Annotated in this window: 18 protein-coding genes; 7 read left to right on the top strand and 11 right to left on the bottom strand. The window is 64.1% G+C overall.

Features of this window, described 5'->3' with window-relative positions; translation table 11 throughout:
* Nucleotides 1-16: 16 nt before the first annotated feature.
* The gene (locus APH28_RS18945) at nucleotides 17-1804 is read right to left on the bottom strand and encodes a thiamine pyrophosphate-requiring protein (protein ID WP_060512030.1); all 1788 of its coding nucleotides are present in this window, start codon (nucleotides 1802-1804) and stop codon (nucleotides 17-19) included.
* 149 nt (nucleotides 1805-1953) lie between these two features.
* On the opposite strand from APH28_RS18945, the gene APH28_RS18940 reads away from it, so the two are divergent.
* On the top strand, nucleotides 1954-2487 hold the full coding sequence (locus APH28_RS18940; RefSeq protein ID WP_060512028.1) for a cupin domain-containing protein: 534 nt from the start codon (nucleotides 1954-1956) through the stop codon (nucleotides 2485-2487).
* 53 nt (nucleotides 2488-2540) lie between these two features.
* Here APH28_RS18940 and APH28_RS18935 read toward each other — a convergent pair whose 3' ends face one another.
* The 8 genes from APH28_RS18935 to APH28_RS28700 all read right to left on the bottom strand — a co-directional run bounded on the left by APH28_RS18935 (nucleotide 2541) and on the right by APH28_RS28700 (nucleotide 9875).
* Nucleotides 2541-3554: a methionine ABC transporter ATP-binding protein gene (locus APH28_RS18935; RefSeq protein ID WP_060512026.1), complete on the bottom strand. Its 1014-nt coding sequence runs from the start codon at nucleotides 3552-3554 to the stop codon at nucleotides 2541-2543.
* 3 nt (nucleotides 3555-3557) lie between these two features.
* The gene (locus tag APH28_RS18930; protein WP_060512024.1) at nucleotides 3558-4328 is read right to left on the bottom strand and encodes a MetQ/NlpA family ABC transporter substrate-binding protein; all 771 of its coding nucleotides are present in this window, start codon (nucleotides 4326-4328) and stop codon (nucleotides 3558-3560) included.
* A gap of 22 nt (nucleotides 4329-4350) precedes the next feature.
* Nucleotides 4351-5016, bottom strand: a complete 666-nt coding sequence (locus APH28_RS18925) for a methionine ABC transporter permease (protein ID WP_060512022.1) — start codon at nucleotides 5014-5016, stop codon at nucleotides 4351-4353.
* Entirely contained in the window at nucleotides 5013-6383 is a 1371-nt protein-coding gene (locus tag APH28_RS18920) for an LLM class flavin-dependent oxidoreductase (RefSeq protein WP_060512020.1), read from the bottom strand. The genes APH28_RS18925 and APH28_RS18920 overlap by 4 nt, the downstream gene beginning before the upstream one ends.
* Before the next feature lie 12 nt (nucleotides 6384-6395).
* Entirely contained in the window at nucleotides 6396-7619 is a 1224-nt protein-coding gene (locus APH28_RS18915; protein WP_060512018.1) for an SfnB family sulfur acquisition oxidoreductase, read from the bottom strand.
* A gap of 173 nt (nucleotides 7620-7792) precedes the next feature.
* Nucleotides 7793-8167: a hypothetical protein gene (locus APH28_RS18910; protein ID WP_060512016.1), complete on the bottom strand. Its 375-nt coding sequence runs from the start codon at nucleotides 8165-8167 to the stop codon at nucleotides 7793-7795.
* 81 nt (nucleotides 8168-8248) lie between these two features.
* The gene (locus tag APH28_RS18905; RefSeq protein ID WP_060512014.1) at nucleotides 8249-9724 is read right to left on the bottom strand and encodes an MFS transporter; all 1476 of its coding nucleotides are present in this window, start codon (nucleotides 9722-9724) and stop codon (nucleotides 8249-8251) included.
* Nucleotides 9725-9731: 7 nt separating this feature from the next.
* Nucleotides 9732-9875: a hypothetical protein gene (locus APH28_RS28700; protein WP_156340925.1), complete on the bottom strand. Its 144-nt coding sequence runs from the start codon at nucleotides 9873-9875 to the stop codon at nucleotides 9732-9734.
* Between the two features lie 154 nt (nucleotides 9876-10029).
* Here APH28_RS28700 and APH28_RS18900 point away from each other — a divergent pair, with 154 nt between their 5' ends.
* Entirely contained in the window at nucleotides 10030-10254 is a 225-nt protein-coding gene (locus tag APH28_RS18900; protein ID WP_060512011.1) for a hypothetical protein, read from the top strand.
* Between the two features lie 53 nt (nucleotides 10255-10307).
* Here the strand turns inward: APH28_RS18900 and APH28_RS18895 are convergent, their stop codons facing one another.
* Complete coding sequence (locus tag APH28_RS18895) at nucleotides 10308-11519, bottom strand: zinc-dependent alcohol dehydrogenase (protein ID WP_060512009.1); 1212 nt, start codon at nucleotides 11517-11519, stop codon at nucleotides 10308-10310.
* Nucleotides 11520-11832: 313 nt separating this feature from the next.
* Between APH28_RS18895 and APH28_RS18890 the strand changes: the two genes are divergently transcribed.
* The 3 genes from APH28_RS18890 to APH28_RS18880 are packed head-to-tail and all read left to right on the top strand — an operon-like array spanning nucleotide 11833 to nucleotide 13654.
* Nucleotides 11833-12423: a hypothetical protein gene (locus APH28_RS18890; RefSeq protein WP_060512008.1), complete on the top strand. Its 591-nt coding sequence runs from the start codon at nucleotides 11833-11835 to the stop codon at nucleotides 12421-12423.
* Nucleotides 12423-12851: a phage holin family protein gene (locus APH28_RS18885; RefSeq protein WP_082432337.1), complete on the top strand. Its 429-nt coding sequence runs from the start codon at nucleotides 12423-12425 to the stop codon at nucleotides 12849-12851. The genes APH28_RS18890 and APH28_RS18885 overlap by 1 nt, the downstream gene beginning before the upstream one ends.
* Entirely contained in the window at nucleotides 12848-13654 is an 807-nt protein-coding gene (locus tag APH28_RS18880) for a DUF3618 domain-containing protein (protein WP_060512004.1), read from the top strand. The genes APH28_RS18885 and APH28_RS18880 overlap by 4 nt, the downstream gene beginning before the upstream one ends.
* A 65-nt stretch (nucleotides 13655-13719) precedes the next feature.
* Here the strand turns inward: APH28_RS18880 and APH28_RS18875 are convergent, their stop codons facing one another.
* Nucleotides 13720-14400, bottom strand: coding sequence for a type 1 glutamine amidotransferase domain-containing protein (locus APH28_RS18875; RefSeq protein WP_060512101.1), 681 nt, complete (start codon nucleotides 14398-14400; stop codon nucleotides 13720-13722).
* Nucleotides 14401-14584: 184 nt separating this feature from the next.
* Between APH28_RS18875 and APH28_RS18870 the strand changes: the two genes are divergently transcribed.
* Both APH28_RS18870 and pstS read left to right on the top strand, forming a co-directional pair.
* Nucleotides 14585-15076, top strand: coding sequence for a GNAT family N-acetyltransferase (locus APH28_RS18870; protein ID WP_060512002.1), 492 nt, complete (start codon nucleotides 14585-14587; stop codon nucleotides 15074-15076).
* Nucleotides 15077-15281: 205 nt separating this feature from the next.
* Nucleotides 15282-16310, top strand: a complete 1029-nt coding sequence (pstS, locus tag APH28_RS18865) for a phosphate ABC transporter substrate-binding protein PstS (protein ID WP_060511999.1) — start codon at nucleotides 15282-15284, stop codon at nucleotides 16308-16310.
* Nucleotides 16311-16323 lie beyond the last annotated feature (13 nt).

Genomic DNA, 16323 nt, shown 5'->3' with positions numbered 1-16323 from the left:
AGGTCCTCACGGTGGGTCATTTTTTGCCGGGCAATACCGAGCTGAGCACTTGTTTGGCGGTCTGCACGATGACCCCGGCCTGGTCCGGGTCACCTTGCAGCAAGGTGCTGGCGAACTTCTTCGCCTGCTCCAGCTTGATATGCGGCGGCAGCGGCGGCACGTTGGGGTCGGTCTTGAATTCGATCAGCACCGGGCGGTCGGCGGCCAAGGCCCGTTCCCAGGCGCCTGCGATATCCTCTTCGCGCTCTACGTAGATGCCTTGCAGGCCGATGGAAATGGCGAACAGGTGATAGGGCACATCGGGTATCGATTGCGAAGCTTCGAACTTCGGGTCGCCCTCCATGACCCGCTGCTCCCAGGTGACCTGGTTGAGGTCCTCGTTGTTGAACACCGCGCAGATCCACTGCGGGTTGTCCCACTGCTGCCAGTACTTGGCCACGGTGATCAGCTCGGCCAGGTTGCTCATCTGCATGGCGCCGTCGCCGACCAGGGCGACCACCGCGCGTTGCGGGTGAGCGAACTTGGCGGCGATCGCATAGGGCACTGCTGCGCCCATGCTGGCCAGGCCGCCGGACAGCGAACACTGCATGCCCTGGCGGATTTGCAGATCACGGGCGAACCAGTTGGCGCAGGAGCCGGAGTCGCTGCTGATGATGGCATGCTCAGGCAAGCGCGGAGAAAGCTCGTGCACCACGCGCTGCGGGTTGATCGGCTCGGCCTTGACCAAGGCGCGTTTTGCCAGGGTCTTGTCCCAGCGCGCCCGCCAGCCCTCGACCTTGTCACGCCAGCGCCGGTCAGCCTTGTGCTCCAGCAGTGGCAACAGCGCATGCAGGGTTTGCGCGGCATCGCCGACCAGGTTGACCTCCATCGGGTAGCGCAGGCTTAGCATGTCGGGTTGCAGGTCGATCTGCACGCCACGGGCCTGGCCTTCCTTGGGCAGGAATTCGGAATAGGGGAAGCCTGAGCCAATCATCAGCAAGGTGTCGCATTCGCTCATCAGCTGGTAGCTGGGTTCGGTGCCGAGCAAGCCGATCGAGCCGGTAACCCAGGGCAGGTCGTCAGGCAGCACCGCCTTGCCCAGCAGGGCCTTGGCCACCCCCGCGCCGAGCTTTTCGGCCACCGCAATGACCTGTTCGGTGGCCTGCAGCGCGCCTGCACCGACCAGGATCGCCACCTTGCGCCCGGCGTTGAGCACGTCGGCAGCGCGCTGCAGGTCCTCGTCGAACGGCACGACCTTGGGCTTGCTGTAGCCGATGCCGGAATGCACCGTGCCGTGGGCCCTGGGTGGCTCGCTGTAGGGCAGGTCCTGCAGGTCGTTGGGCAGGATGATCGCAGTCACGCGGCGCTCGCCGACGGCCGTGCGCACGGCACGGTCAAGCAGGTGGCGGACTTGCTCGGGCGTGGAGGCCTGCTGGACGAAGGCACCGGCCACGTCCTTGAACATCGACAGCAGGTCGAGTTCCTGCTGATAGTGCCCGCCAAGTGCCGCGCGTGCCTGCTGGCCGACGATGGCCAGCACCGGCTGGTGGTCCATGCGCGCATCGTACAGGCCGGTGAGCAGGTGCGAGGCACCGGGGCCGGAGGTGGCGATGCACACGCCCAGTTCGCCGGTGAACTTGGCGTGGGCGCTGGCCATGAACGCGGCCATTTCTTCGTGGCGGGCCTGGATGAATTCGATCTTGCCGTTGGCCCGGCTCAGGGCGCCGAACACGCCATTGATGCCATCGCCGGGGTAGCCAAAGATGCGCCGCACCCCCCACTGATACAAGCGCTCCACCAGAAAGTCGCCTACCGTGCCAGTCATCGTCTTCTCCCGCAATGTCCTTGATAGGGGTCTGGACTTGGCCGGCTTCGGGAAAGTTTCAACGGTGTTCGCGTCTGTCGGCTGACCGGAACCTCGTCAGGCTCGCGGGCTTCCGAGGCACATCGACTACCGGATGAGGATGAACGCAGATGAGTGATATCGATACCACCAACGGCAACTTGCAGACCTTGCTTTTCGACGATGACGGGGCCACGCCCAACAACCGTTTTCCGGTACTGCTGTATCGCTTTCAGCTGGACCCTGCAGATGACAATGCCAGTGCGTTCGAAGCGCTGTTCTCGGCACACCAGTGGACGCCGCTATGGCGTGCCGGCATTTTCGACTACCACCATTTTCATCCCAATGCCCATGAGGCCTTGGGCGTTGCCAGTGGCCATGCCCAGGTCACCCTGGGCGGCGAAGCGGGGCAGACGCTGAGCGTCAAAGCGGGCGATGTGCTGGTATTGCCGGCGGGCACCGGTCATCGCTGCGTCGAAGCCAGCGATGACTTTCTGGTGGTCGGCGCCTACCCGCAGGGGCAGGAACAGTACGACATCCAGCGTCCGGAGCGTGCGCGGCACCAAGAGGCGCTGGCGCGCATCGCTGCAGTACCCGTCCCCGCGCAGGACCCGACCACCGGTGCGCAGATGAGCCACTGGCATGACCCAAGATCAAGTGGCTGAAGATGCCAATGACGCGGTAACCTCGCCAGCCTGGTCGGTGTGGCCGGGTGTTCTCACACCCACTCGACCCGGTCGGCCAGCCGGCTGGCCCGCTGCATCAGTACATCGGCCGGGGTCGAGTTGCTGATCGCCAGGCGCAGGCGCCCGAGGTAGCGGCCTTGAATGGGTTCGAGGGTGCCTGAATACAGGCTCACGCCTTCGCCCAGTGCAGCGCCGATAGCCTGCAGGTCGGGCTGCAATTGCCGATCACCGGTGTAATGCAGGTCGATGTAGCGCTGCCCGGGGTGGCTAGCCTTGCGCGGCAGTGCGGCATCGCTCAGCAGGATACGGCTGACCGGGTGGCGGGGGTTGCCGAACACTTGCCATACCTCACCGGCCTCGACGACACGGCCTTGCTCCAGCACCACCACGCGGTCACACAGGTCGCGTATCACCTGCATTTCGTGGGTGATCAGGACGATGGTCAGGCCCAGCCGCTGGTTGATGTCGCGCAGCAGTTCAAGCACCGACTGGGTGCTTTGCGGGTCGAGCGCCGAGGTGGCTTCGTCGCACAACAGGATCTGCGGCTGCAGCACCAGCGCCCGGGCGATGCCCACGCGCTGCTTCTGGCCGCCCGACAGCTGCGCCGGGTAGTGCCCGGCGCGATCTGCCAGGCCGACCAGTTGCAGCAGTTCCTGCACCCGGGCGGCCCGCTGCGTGCGGGGTACCCCGGCCATGCGCAGGGGCAGTTCGACATTCTCCCCGACGGTACGATTGGCCAGCAGGTTGAAGTGCTGGAAGATCATCGCCACGTTGCGTCGCAAGGCTTGCAGTTGCTTGCCCTGGAACCCGGCGATGTCCTGGCCGTCGATCAGCACCTGGCCAGCGCTGGGAGATTCCAGGCGGTTGAGCAGGCGCAGCAGCGAGGACTTGCCCGCGCCGCTGCGGCCGATGATGCCGAATACCTCGCCGCGGCGTATCTCCAGGTCGATGGTGTCCAGTGCGCTGACACTGCCGTAGCGCTTGTGGATGCCCTGTAGTTGCAAGTGGGCGTGGGCAGACTGGATCTGCTGCTGGAAGCGGCTCATGGCTCAGAACCCTGGGGCGATCTGGCCCTTGTAGCGGGTCAGGATGAAGTTACGCACTTCTGGCGAGTTGAGTGCCTTGGCCAGCTTCTGGATACCCGGGTCTTGCAGGTTGTCGGGGCGGGCAACCAGGTATTCCACATACAGGTCCTTGCCTTTCTCGACGATCAGCGCGCTGTTGGTATCGATACCGGCCTCCAGTGCGTAGTTGGCGAAGACGAAGGCCAGGTCCACTTGTTTCACCGAGCGGGCCAGCATGGCGCCTTCCAGCTCGCGGATCTTCAGGTGGTGCGGGTTGTCGGTGATGTCACGCTGGGTGGACTGCGGGTTGCTCGGGTCCTTGAGCTTGAGCAACCCGGCCTCGGCCAGCAGCACCAGGGCGCGGCCGGTGTTCACCGGGTCATTGGGGATGGCCACGCTGGCGCCGTCCGGTAGCTCGGCCAGGGTCTTGTACTTGGCCGAATAGGCACCGAACGGCTCGATGTGCACGCCCACCACCGGGACCAGGTCGGTATGCCGGGTCTTGTTGAAATCATTGAGGAACGGGCGGTACTGGTAGTAGTTGGCATCCAGGTGCTTTTGCGCCAGTTGCAGGTTGGGCTGGATGAAGTCGTTGAACACCTTGATGTCCAGGTCCACGCCTTCCTTGGCCAGGGCCGGTTTGACGAATTCAAGGATCTCGGCGTGGGGTACCGGCGTGGCACCGACTACCAAGTGTTCAGCGGCGTGTGCACTGAAGGCGATGAAGGCGGCGAGGGCAGTGAGGGTCTTTCTCATGATGGGCATACCTTGAAGGAAGTCAGCGTCGGGTGAAATGGCGTACCAGGCGGTCACCGCTCATCTGCAGCACCTGCACCAGCAGGATCAGCAGCAGCACGGTGACCACCATTACATCGGTCTGGAAGCGCTGGTAGCCGAAGCGGATCGCCAGGTCACCGAGGCCGCCGCCGCCGATCACACCGGCCATGGCGGTGTAGTCGACCAGCACGATGGCGGTAACCGTGACGGCCGCGATCAGCCCGGTGCGCGCTTCGGGCAGCAGGGTGTAGCGGATGATCTGGGCAATGCTGCCGCCCATGGCCTGGCTGGCCTCCACCAGGCCGCGGTCGACCTCGCGCAGCGCGGTTTCTACCAGGCGCGCGAAGAACGGCGTGCAACCGACCACCAACGGCGGAATGGTGCCCTTGACCCCGAGGGAGGTACCGGTCAGCAGCGTGGTCAATGGGATCAGCACGATCAGCAGGATGATGAACGGCAGCGAGCGCAGCACGTTGACCACGACGGAAAGGGCACGGTAGAGCGGCCCGTTGGCCAGCAGCTGGCGCTGCCCGGTGAGGTACAGCAACACCCCCAGGGGCAGGCCGAACAGCACGGTAAAGCCCAGTGCCGCGCCCAGCATGCTCAAGGTGTCGAGGCAGGCCTGGGCGATTTCGGCCCAGTCGAGATTGGCCAGCAGTTCGTTCATCGGCGTGCCTCACGGCGCAGGGCGACGACCGGGTGCGCTCCGCCCAGACGGTCGCCGCGGCCGAACAGCTTGTTGCGCAAGGTGCCGGGTTGGTAGGCACGTTTGAACACCCCGCGGGCCTGCAGCTCCGGCACCAGCAGGTCGACCACTGCCTCGAAGGTTTCCGGCGCAACCACGCTGGCCAGGTTGAAACCGTCGACCCCGGTTTCATCCACCCACTCCTGCAATTGATCGGCCACGGTCTGTGCCGAGCCCACCAGCACCGGGCCGTCACCGCCGATGGCGCAGTAATCGGCAATTTCGGCCGTGGTCCAGGTGCGGGTCGGGTCGGCGCGGGTGAAGGCTTCGACGGCGGACTGGATGGCGTCGCTGGGCACGTCGCGCAGCACCTGGTCGGGCGCGTATTCGGCGAAGTCGATACCGGTCCAGCCGGCCATCAGCGCCAAGGCGCCGCTGGCGCTGGCGTACTGGCGATACTCGTCGAGCAGCGCCAGGGCCTGCTGGTCGGTGGGTGCGACGATGACCGTCAGTTGTTCGAGGATCTGTACCTCATCCGCTGCACGGCCGGCGGCAGCTACCGCCGCGCGCAGTTCGGCCACCTGTTTGCGCAGTACCGCCTTGCTGGGTGCGGCAACGAACACACACTCGGCATTGGCGGCGGCGAAGGCGCGGCCGCGGCTCGATGCGCCGGCCTGGTAGATCACCGGCGAGCGTTGGGGCGAGGGTTCGCTCAGGTGAAAGCCCGGCACCTTGAACCAGGTGCCCTGGTGCTCGATGCCGTGCACCTTGCGCGGGTCGGCATACACCCCGCTTGCCCGGTCGGCCTGGATCGCATCGTCGTCCCAGCTGGTTTCCCAGAGCTTGTAGCAGACCTGCAGGTATTCCTCGGCCAGTGCATAGCGTTGATCGTGGCTCAGTGGCGGCTGCCCCAGGTTGCGCGCACCGCTGGCCAGGTAGGAGGTGACGATGTTCCAGCCGGCACGCCCCTGGGTCAGGTGATCGAGGGTGCTCATGCGGCGGGCGAACGGGTAGGGGTGTTCGAACGACACCGACGCGGTCACGCCGAAACCCAAGTGGCGGGTGGCAGCCGCCATGGCTGGTACCAGTTGCAGCGGGTCGTTGACCGGCACCTGGGCAGCGTTGCGCAAGGCCGCGTCGGCGTTGCCGCCATACACGTCATAGACGCCCAGCACGTCGGCGATGAATAGGCCGTCGATGCAGCCCCGTTCCAGGGTTTTCGCCAGCTCCACCCAATAGTGGATGTCGGTGTAGCGGGTGGACTGGTCCCTGGGGTGGCGCCAGAGCCCGGGCGAAAGGTGGCCGACGGTGTTCATGGCAAAGGCATTGAGGCGGATGTGCTTGGTCATGGTCGCTCGGCCTCAGTTCCAGTCATGACGGGCGGGCTTGATGCCGTTCAACGCCCAGTTGCCGACCAGGTGATATTTCCAGCGCACCGGGTCGTGCAGGGTATGCACCCGGGCATTGCGCCAGTGGCGGTCAAAGTTGTGCTGGGTCAGCGACGAGCGTGTGCCGCCCAGTTCGAACAAGCGGTTGCTGGCCTCGATGGCCACCTCGGTGGTGAGCACCTTGGCCTTGGCCACGGCGACCGAAGCCAAGGCCACATTGTCTTCATCGGGGGCTGGTTTGGCCGCATCCAGTGCCAGACCGGCACGCTCAAGCAACGCCTCGGCGGCTTCCTGGCGGATTTCCAGTGAGCCGATCTGGATGATGGTCAACGGATCTTCGCTGGCCTTTTCGACCTGGGCGTCGATCCAGGGGCGGGCGTACTGGCGCACGAAGGCAATGGTGTCGTCCAGTGCCGCGCGGCCGATGCCGGCATCGATGGCGGCGGTGGTCAGTTGGGCGAAGGGGCCTGCCAGGGTCGGGCGCTCGTAGGAGCGGTAGCTGGGGAACAGGTTGAACGCCGATACCCGCAGGCCATCGAGCAGTACCGTGCCACTGGAGGTGGTGCGCTGGCCCATGCTGCTCCAGTCATCGACGATCACCAGGCCAGGCGTGCCGCGCTCGACGAAGGCAAGCTGAGCACGGTTCTGCTCATCCAGCGCCAGTACCCCGATCCAGTGGGCGTACAAGGAACCGGTGCAGTAGCCTTTGCGCCCATCGATGCGAAAGCCGTCGCCTTCAGCCACTAAACGGGTGCGGATGTCCTGGACGGTCTTGCCGCCGGTTTCCGACAGGGCATTGGCAAAGCGATGGCCCTGCAGCACCAGGCCGAAGAAGTGGCGTTGCTGTTCGGGCGTGCCTTGCAGGCGGATGTCTTCGAGCAGGCAGTAATGGTTCTGCGGAATTTGCCCCAGCGACGGGTCCGCGGCGGAGACGATGGCGATGACCTGGGCGAGTGTGGCAAACGAGACCTCCGCACCGCCGTGTGCCCGTGGCACGGTGATGCCCCACAGCCCGCTGTTGGAGAACGCGTCGACAATGTCTGCCGGCACTTCCCGCTGGCGATCGCGCTCGGCTGCGCCTTCACGCAGCAGGGCGGCGACCTGGTGGGCGACAGCGATCGCTTCAGCGTCATCGCGGATGATATGGGCTGCGGGGCGGCGGATTTCGTAGGCAGCAGAGACAATTTCGCTAGGCATGGGCAACTCGATGTGTAGTCGGACGACTTCACATTGCAGCTGTTGTGCCAGCCCTTGAGGCCCCGCTAATCCGGGGCTTGCAGCCGTTCAGCAAAAATTTGCCTGTGTGTATGCACGCCAACTGTTGCCCAGGTGTTTGCCCGGCAACAGTGTCGTGGCCGACAACGTCAGGTTCAGTTGCGCAGTGCTTGCACCAACTCTGCCTTGGTCATGGTCGAGCGGCCCTTGATGTTCTTGCTGCGCGCCTCCTTGAGCAGGCTTTGCTTGGTCTGGCTTTCCAGCGACGCGTTCGATGTCCGTGCATGCCCCTCGCGTGTCTTCGCTGCACGTTTGGCCGAATCGGAACGGGCAGTTTTCTTCTCGGCAGACGCGGTCTTGCTGCCCGACCCACCTGACTTGTCGCCGCCACCGGACTGCTTGTTCACGGTGGCCCAGGCGCGCGCCTCGGCTTCGTCCTTCGAAACACCTTTGTGCTCGTAGCTTTCCTCGATGTGTTCGGCTTTGCGCTTCTGCTTCTCAGTGTATTTGTCCTTGTCGCCGCGTGGCATGGCACGTACTCCTGCGTGATGTGCATGAACGGTGGAAGGCTCAATGACCCCTGGAGTGCCATTGATCGGACAGGCGGTGACTCACCGATCATCGACCTGCGACAGCGGCCTGGCCACGTGTTCCAGTGAACGCCGCTCGGCCGCCACGCCCCACAAGGCTTGGACCAGGGAAGCAATGATCATCAGGGCGGCGCCGATCAGGTAACCGTACAGCACATTGATGCGCTGGCCGCTTGCGATCAGTGCGCCGAACAAGGTCGGCCCGATCAAGCCACCCAGGCCAGTGCCGAATGCGTAGAACACGGCGATGGCGAGTGCGCGGATTTCCAGCGGGAAGGTTTCTGCCACGGTGAGGTAGGCCGAACTGGCCGCCGCCGAGGCGAAAAAGAAAATCACCATCCAGGCCAGGGTCTGCTGGGTCACGTCGATCAGCTGCTGCTGGAACAGGTAGCCGCTGACGGCCAGCAGCACGCCTGAAACCAGGTAGGTCGAGCTGATCATGATGCGTCGGCCGACCACATCGAACAGCCTGCCCAGCAGCAGCGGGCCGCAGAAGTTGCCAAGCGCGAAGGGCAGGATGTACCAACCCACCTTGCCAGGCGGCACGCCGTAGAAATCGGTGAGTACCAGTGCATAGGTGAAGAAGATGGCGTTGTAGAAGAATGCCTGTGCGCTGAGCAGGGTCAGGCCAACCAGTGCGCGGCGGCGATGCTCGACAAACAGGCTGTGGAACACTTCGCGAAGCGGCGTATGGTCGCGTGCGCGCAGGCGCAGGGGCGTTGCCCGCAAGGGAGGTAGCTCGACCCCGCGTTCGTGGTAGTGGCGTTCGATGTCGGCGACGATGCGCTCGGCTGCTTGCGGCTGGTTGTGGATCATCAGCCAGCGTGGGCTCTCCGGGATCCACAGGCGCATCAGCATGATCAACAGGCCGAGCAGCGCGCCGATGCCGAAGCACAGGCGCCAGCCCAGGTCGCCGCCGGCTACTGCCGGGTCGAGCAGAATCACGGCGCCCACCGCGCCCAGTGCGGCGCCGAGCCAGAAGGTACCGTTGATGGTCAGGTCGACCCAGCCGCGATAACGCGCCGGGGTGAACTCCTGGATGGTTGAGTTGATTGCCGTGTACTCGCCGCCGATGCCGGCGCCGGTGAAGAAGCGGAACAGCAGAAAGCTCCACAGGCTCCAGGAAAACGCGGTGGCCGCTGTGGCGCCGACGTACAGGAACAGGGTGATGAAGAACAGCTTGCGCCGCCCCAGGCGGTCGGTCAGCCAGCCGAAGAACAGCGCGCCGAGTACCGCACCGGCGATGTAGGTGGCACCCGCCAGGCCGATCTCGGTCGTGCTCATGGCCAGGGCCGGGCTGGCTTTCAGCGCGCCGGCTACCGAGCCCGCCAGGGTGACTTCAAGGCCGTCGAGCAGCCAGGTGATGCCCAGTGCCAGGACCAGCAGCGTATGAAATCGCGTCCACGCCAGGCGGTCGAGGCGGGCCGGGATATCGGTGCTGTACCGGCGCTCCCGTGCCGAGGCATCGCTTGGCGGCTGCAGGGCTTGGGTGGTCATCCTGGTGTCAACCGTCGGACTGCTCCTCCGGCGGCACCTGGCCTTCGGGCCATTCAGGCGCCTCTTGCTCCGGTTCCGGTTTGGGCACGGGTTCGCCCGGGTTGTGGGGTATTTCGTCGACGTAAGGGTCGGGGTGTGTCGGGTCGATCATGGCGGGGTCCTCTGCAGGCGTTGTCCCGTTCAGGCAGCGGCTGCGCAGTGGCTGTTCAATCTGATTGCGCCAGTGGCACTACGATCAATCGGATCAAACTTTTTTGCCGCCGTCGGGCTCATTAAAGAACACACAGTGAAGCGAGGAGAGGCCCATGAAAGCTGATGACGGCAAGACCGGCGATAAAGTCCCGCGGTCGCTTTCTTCTGAAGAGGCGCAGCATGGGGAGCAGGTGTCGGGCCCGGTGCTCGAGCGCCCGGACCCGGATACCGAAGCGGTGGACAAGGCCATCACGCCCACCTCCGTCAAGGAGCAGGAAGAACAGACCCGCCAGATCAACCAGCGCCTGGACGACGCCGAAGCGAAAACCCGGCGCTGAATACCTGCCCCTGTAGCCGGGCATTCAGCCCGGCTGCAGGGTGTACCGGCGCACTACCTCGCCAGGTGAGCGTCGTTGCCCAGCGTGCCAGGCGCGGCGCCAGGTACCAGGATGACCTTGCGGCATTCGTCGCGCTTCTGGTCGAACATCTTGTAGCCCATTGGAGCTTCTTCCAGGGCCAGGCGGTGACTGGTGATCAGCTCAGGCTGCAAGCGCCCGGCTTCGATGTGTTCGAGCAGTTCGGGGAGGTATTTGTGCACGTGGGTCTGGCCCATCTTGAAGGTCAGGCCCTTGTCGAAGGCATCACCGAACTGCAGGCCATGGATGAAGCCGGAGTAAACGCCGGGCACGCTGACCACCCCGCCCCGGCGCACCGCGGTGATGCTCTGGCGCAGCGCCTTGTCCCTGCTGCCTTCGATCTTGAACGTGGTCAACAGCGATTCAGCGGTGCTGCCCTTGGCTTCGAACCCCACTGCATCAATCACCGCATCCACCCCGCGCCTGCCAGGTGTGAGGTGAATGATGCTGACGGCTGGGTCATCATCCTGGTCGATGTTGATCGGCACCACGCCGTAGGCGTCGCGGGCGAAGTCCAGGCGGTAGTCGTTGCCGTCGACCATGAAGATCGTCTGCGCGCCGAGCATGCGCGCGCACGCGGCGCTCAGCAGGCCGACCGGCCCGGCGCCGTAGATGGCGACCGTCGAGCCCGGGCCGACCTGCGCATTGATGACCGCCTGCCACGCGGTGGGCAGGGTATTGGAAAGGAACAGCGCTTTTTCGTCGCTGATGGCCGCAGGCACCTTGAACGGGCCGAAGTTGGCCTTGGGTACGCGCACATACTCGGCCTGGCTGCCCTGCACACCGCCATACAGATGGCTGAAGCCAAACAGCGCGGCCCCAGGCGGCATGCCGTTCCTGTTGACGATGGCGCCCCGGTCGGTGTTGGTGGTTTCACAGGCGGCGAACAGTTTGAGCTGGCAGAAGTAACAACTGCCGCAGGCGATCACGAAAGGAATCACCACGCGATCACCCACCTGCACGTTGCTGACCCCGGGGCCGGTTTCCTCGACGATGCCCATGAACTCGTGGCCAAAGATGTCGCCGGGTTCGGTCTGCGAGATCTTACCGTGGTAAAGGTGCAGATCGGACCCGCAGATGGACGTAGTCGTCACCCGCAGAATCATGTCGTCATCCTGCTGGATGACCGGATCAGGCACGTTGTCGACCCTGACATCCTGGGGACCGTGATAAGTCAAAGCTCTCATCGATTCAACTCCTGTACAGGAAGGTGGTCTACACAGTCTATGCAAGGTAGGCAAAATCGAGAGGTAAAGTTCAGATTGTGTCACGCCAGCCCACCGACAGCGCCCGCCTGGCCGCTGTGAACCGCGGGTTCGCGGGCGCACAAAGCCGCTGCTGGGGTTGTTGACGCGATGTTCAGAGGGGCTGGTTTGTTTAGACCGCAAGGCGAATGTTATAGATCACTCAGGCTGAACTCCCGCCGAACTGGCCGCGTCCCTCGAATGAATGCCCGACAAAGCGGCATTCGCTCAATCACCCAGCTTCGAGGGCGTAACGATGGACAAGACCGATCAGAGTGCCACATCGCCACCTGGCCAAGACCCTGTGCATGCCATTGCCGACGACGCGGGCGCGTTGCTTGGCGAGGCCAGGCAAAAGGGCGGCGAGCAGTTCGAGCACTACCGTGATAGCGCAGCCGATCAGCTCGACTCGCTGAAGGAGGGCGCCCGCTCGGCGGCGTCGGCGCTGGAAGGCAACGACAGCCTCGGCCTTTCGCATTACCTGAGCCAGGCGGCCGAATGCGTAGGCAACTTTGCCGAGCAGGTGCGCCATGAAAGCGCCGAAACACTGCTGCACCGGGGCGCGCAACTGGCCCGCGACAACCCGGCGCTGTTTCTCGCCGGCAGCGTTGCGATCGGCTTTGCCATGTCGCGCTTCATACGCGCCAGTGCCAGCGCAGCTACCGCCGCTGATGCGCCGTCTGGCAACGTCAGCGAACCCCGCCCGGCGCAAGGGGTAACCCCAGACAAGGGCAGCGATGTATCCACTCGCGAACCTTTTACCCCGGTCGATCCCATCGGCGTCGGTGCCGGCACGCCGGTCGCCGGTGGCCCGTTCGAGCGTGACCCGCTCAAAGGAGGCGAATGATGAACAAGGATCCTTTCCATACCACCCCGGGCTTGCACACACCGGAAGAGGAGGCGGTCGGCGTCGGAGGCCTGTTGCGCCAGCTGATGCGCGAGGTGCCAGCGCTGTTCACCCAGGAACTGGCCCTGGCCAAGGCCGAGTTGCAGCAGAACCTGGCGACCCTGAAGGCCGGCACGGCTGCCGTGGCGGCAGGCGCAATCGTGGTGCTGGCAGGCTTCATCATCCTTCTGCTGGCCGCGGTATACGCCTTGGCACTGGTCGTGCAGCCGTGGCTGGCGGCACTGATCGTGGGCGCGGTGACGGTGGTGATCGGCTTCATCATGCTGCAGTCGGGCAAGAAGCAGTTCGAGCCTGCCCACCTGGCCCCTGACCGTGCCATGCATGCCATGCAGCAGGACCAGGAAACATTGAAGAGGAAATTGCCATGACCACGTCCTTCGAACATGATGCGCAAAAGGACCCCGACCTGCTCGAGCAGGAAATCAATGCCAGGCGCGAGCACATCAGCGACCTGGTAGATGCCCTGGAGCAGCGCTTGAGCCCTGGGCAGATGGTCGACCGGGTGTTGGCCTATGCCAAGGGCAATGGCGGCGAATTTTTCCAGAACCTCGGCACCACCCTCAAGAACAACCCCGTTCCCGCTTCCCTCACGGTACTCGGCCTGGCCTGGCTGGGGCTGAACCAGAACCGCCCGTTCAACCCTGGGCCTGCCCATCAAGGCCCGGGTTTGGGTGACAAGGTCGGCGAGGCGGTCGACACGCTCAAAGGTGCGTTCGCGCATGCCGCAGAGGCGGTGCACGATGCCAGCCAGACGGCCCGCATGAAGGCCCATGACGCACGTGACCGGGCCAGTGAACTTGGCAGCGGGGCGCGCGCGACCCTGGGGGCCTCCAGCGACAGGTTGCGCGATTCTGCGCACAAGGTGGCCGACCAGACCACGGCGTTGAAGGGGCAGGTCGATCAGCTGCTGCGCGAGCAACCGCTGGTGATGGCGGCCTTGGGGATCGCGCTGGGCGCGGCGTTGGGGGCGGCATTGCCGAGTACACGTAAGGAGGATGAGCTGATGGGACCCAGCAGTGACCGCTTGACCGACACCCTGAAAGGCAAGGGCAACGAGGTGAAGGCGGCGGTCGGGCAGGCGCTGGACGAGGCGGGAGGGCCCGCGTCGGCACAGGCCGAACGCAAACCCGAGGGCGCCGACCTGTCCGCCGGGTTGGGCTTCACCCAGTGATCGCCATCACCCTCCCTTGCCGGCCCGCTTCTGCGATGCAGAAGCGGGCTGGTTGCGCCGATGGCTCAAGCCCCTGGCTCTTGCGCCAGGCGCTTGAGCAAGGCCTTGGCCGCCGCCTCGGATGAGGCAGGGTTCTGGCCGGTGATCAGGTGGCCGTCCTCGATCACATGGCTAGCCCAGTCTGCCGCCTTGGCGTAGTCGGCGCCGGTGGCCTTGAGCATGTCTTCGACCAGGAATGGCACGACCTGGGTCAGCCCGACCGCCTCTTCTTCACTGTTGGTGAACCCGGTTACTCGCTTGCCTTTGACCACCGAATGGCCATCTGGCGCCTTGACGTGCTTCAGCACGCCGGGTGCATGGCACACCGCAGCTATCGGCTTGTTGGACGCATAGAAGGCTTCGAGCAAGGTGATCGAGTCCTTGTCTTCGGCCAGGTCCCACAGCGGCCCGTGGCCACCGGGGTAGAACACTGCATCGAACTGGTACGGGTCGATTTCGCCCAGCGGCACGGTGTCGGCCAGTGCCATCTGCCCCTCGGTGTCGCTGGCGAAGCGCCGGGTGGCTTCGGTTTGCGCTTCCGGTTCGTCGCTTTTCGGGTCCAGCGGAGGCTGGCCACCTTTGGGTGAAGCGAGGGTGACGTCGATATCGGCGTCGATGAACACGTAGTAGGGTGCGGCGAATTCCTCCAGCCAGAAGCCGGTTTTCTTGCCGGTGTCGCCCAGCTGGTCGTGCGAGGTGAGCACCATCAGGATCTTTTTCACGAGAGCCACTCCTGCGGATGTGAATGGGCAGTGCGCCGTTCGCCCTGCGTGAACATGGGAGGGCAGGGCGCAGCAAGCGTTCCGTGAGAGTCCTTGAAAAGCATGAGGGGTTTGCGGCCTGACTCAATTACCCTATCGCCATCATCCTTTCATTTACGCAGGCCTGCCTATGAGCAACATGACTTTCCGCCAACCTGTCATCGGTGACGCCGAGCGCTGCTTCGCGATTGAAATCGGTGCCTACGAGGGTGACGAAGCGGCCACGCTGGAGAAGATCCGCACGCGCATCAGCCAATACCCTGAGGGCTTTCTGCTACTCGAAGACCCCCATGGCATTGTCGGCTTCATCAATAGCGGCTGCGCCCATGAAGTGGTGATGTCCGACGAGGCCTTCAAGGAACTGGTCGGCCACGACCCGCAGGCGCCGAACGTGGTGATCATGTCGGTGGTGGTGGACACGGCCCATCAGGGCAAGGGTTACGCCAAGCGGCTGATGAGCGAGTTCATCAGCCGCATGCAGGCCCAGGGCAAACAGACCATCCACCTCATGTGCAAGGAACAGCACGTCGAGCTGTACCGCAAGATGGGCTACCAGTATGTGCGGCCTTCGCTCTCGGACCACGGTGGCATGGCCTGGCATGAAATGGTCATGGCGCTCTGACCTCGGCCAGTTGCAGCGCTTCATCATCAGGGCAGGCTGGGTGGCGGCAACGTCGCCATTCACATTTGGTTACCAAGGAATGACAGCCCGCTGACTGTGTGCCCCATTCTAGAGGGGGTTGAAGGGTTCACTGCCATTCAACAGTCACAAAGCTGTAACACAGCTGCTGCAAAGTGTGTCGGCCATCACACGGAGCGCTTTTTCCATGATACGCCTGATGAAGTCTGCTGCACTCGCTGTTGCCGTCTCGCTTAGCGCCACTTCGGCCTTTGCCGCAGACAACGTTCGCCTGACCGGTTCCGGCGCCAGTTTCCCTGCACCGATCTACCTGACCTGGTTCAAGGACTTCAGCAAGAACACTGCTGGCGTCACCGTCGACTACCAGTCCAAGGGGAGCGGGGCAGGCGTTCAGGACTTCCTGAACAAGACCGTCGACTTCGCCGCCAGCGACTCGGCCATGAGCGAAGCAGACATTGCCAAGGTCGGTGAAGGCGTGCAGTTGCTGCCGATGACCGCCGGTGAAATCGTCCTGGCCTACAACCTGCCGGGCAACCCGAAAGGCCTGAAACTGCCACGCGATGTGTACTCCAACATCTTCCTGGGCAAGATCACCCAGTGGAACGACCCACAGATCGTCAAGGCCAACCCAGGCCTGAAGCTGCCTGAGCTGCCGATCACCGTGGTCGTGCGTGCCGACTCCAGCGGTACCAACGCTGTGTTCACCAAGCACCTGTCGGCCATCAACGCCGACTTCAAGAAAGACCTGGGTGAAGGCAACACGGTCAACTGGCCAGCCACCGACAAGTTCATCAAGTCGCCGAAGAACGACGGCGTGACCGCCACCGTTCGCCAGACCCCGGGCGCCATCGGCTACATCGAATACGGCTTCGCCAAGCTGGCCAAGGTCGACTTCGCCGAGCTGGAAAACAAGGCCGGCCACTACGTCGTGCCGAACGCCGAAAGCGGTGCCGAAGCACTGGCTGCGGTGAAAATGCCGGAAAACCTGATCGCTCACCTGCCAGACCCGGAAGGTGCCAAGTCCTACCCGATCACTTCCTACACCTGGATGATCTTCCGCAAGGACAACGGCAGCCCGGAAAAGGCCAAGGCCATGCGTGACATGGTCGAGTACGGCCTGACCCACGGTCAGAAGATCGCCGACTCGATGGGTTACATCCCGCTGCCGGAATCGGTTGTTGCCGAAGTGCGCAAAGCGTCGCAAAGCATCCAGTAATACCTTCAGGCGC

Origin of the sequence: Pseudomonas sp. NBRC 111124 (genome assembly GCF_001320245.1) — a bacterium.
Taxonomy (GTDB): Bacteria; Pseudomonadota; Gammaproteobacteria; order Pseudomonadales; family Pseudomonadaceae; genus Aquipseudomonas.
This window is presented reverse-complemented; position numbering and strand designations above follow the sequence as displayed.

Bases quoted from the DNA above. Each gene is read 5' to 3' on its own strand.
- APH28_RS18945 (WP_060512030.1), bottom strand. From the start codon at position 1,804: ATGACTGGCACGGTAGGCGACTTTCTGGTGGAGCGCTTGTATCAGTGG.
- APH28_RS18940 (WP_060512028.1), top strand. From the start codon at position 1,954: ATGAGTGATATCGATACCACCAACGGCAACTTGCAGACCTTGCTTTTC.
- APH28_RS18935 (WP_060512026.1), bottom strand. From the start codon at position 3,554: ATGAGCCGCTTCCAGCAGCAGATCCAGTCTGCCCACGCCCACTTGCAA.
- APH28_RS18930 (WP_060512024.1), bottom strand. From the start codon at position 4,328: ATGAGAAAGACCCTCACTGCCCTCGCCGCCTTCATCGCCTTCAGTGCA.
- APH28_RS18925 (WP_060512022.1), bottom strand. From the start codon at position 5,016: ATGAACGAACTGCTGGCCAATCTCGACTGGGCCGAAATCGCCCAGGCC.
- APH28_RS18920 (WP_060512020.1), bottom strand. From the start codon at position 6,383: ATGACCAAGCACATCCGCCTCAATGCCTTTGCCATGAACACCGTCGGC.
- APH28_RS18915 (WP_060512018.1), bottom strand. From the start codon at position 7,619: ATGCCTAGCGAAATTGTCTCTGCTGCCTACGAAATCCGCCGCCCCGCA.
- APH28_RS18910 (WP_060512016.1), bottom strand. From the start codon at position 8,167: ATGCCACGCGGCGACAAGGACAAATACACTGAGAAGCAGAAGCGCAAA.
- APH28_RS18905 (WP_060512014.1), bottom strand. From the start codon at position 9,724: ATGACCACCCAAGCCCTGCAGCCGCCAAGCGATGCCTCGGCACGGGAG.
- APH28_RS28700 (WP_156340925.1), bottom strand. From the start codon at position 9,875: ATGATCGACCCGACACACCCCGACCCTTACGTCGACGAAATACCCCAC.
- APH28_RS18900 (WP_060512011.1), top strand. From the start codon at position 10,030: ATGAAAGCTGATGACGGCAAGACCGGCGATAAAGTCCCGCGGTCGCTT.
- APH28_RS18895 (WP_060512009.1), bottom strand. From the start codon at position 11,519: ATGAGAGCTTTGACTTATCACGGTCCCCAGGATGTCAGGGTCGACAAC.
- APH28_RS18890 (WP_060512008.1), top strand. From the start codon at position 11,833: ATGGACAAGACCGATCAGAGTGCCACATCGCCACCTGGCCAAGACCCT.
- APH28_RS18885 (WP_082432337.1), top strand. From the start codon at position 12,423: ATGAACAAGGATCCTTTCCATACCACCCCGGGCTTGCACACACCGGAA.
- APH28_RS18880 (WP_060512004.1), top strand. From the start codon at position 12,848: ATGACCACGTCCTTCGAACATGATGCGCAAAAGGACCCCGACCTGCTC.
- APH28_RS18875 (WP_060512101.1), bottom strand. From the start codon at position 14,400: ATGGTGCTCACCTCGCACGACCAGCTGGGCGACACCGGCAAGAAAACC.
- APH28_RS18870 (WP_060512002.1), top strand. From the start codon at position 14,585: ATGAGCAACATGACTTTCCGCCAACCTGTCATCGGTGACGCCGAGCGC.
- pstS (WP_060511999.1), top strand. From the start codon at position 15,282: ATGATACGCCTGATGAAGTCTGCTGCACTCGCTGTTGCCGTCTCGCTT.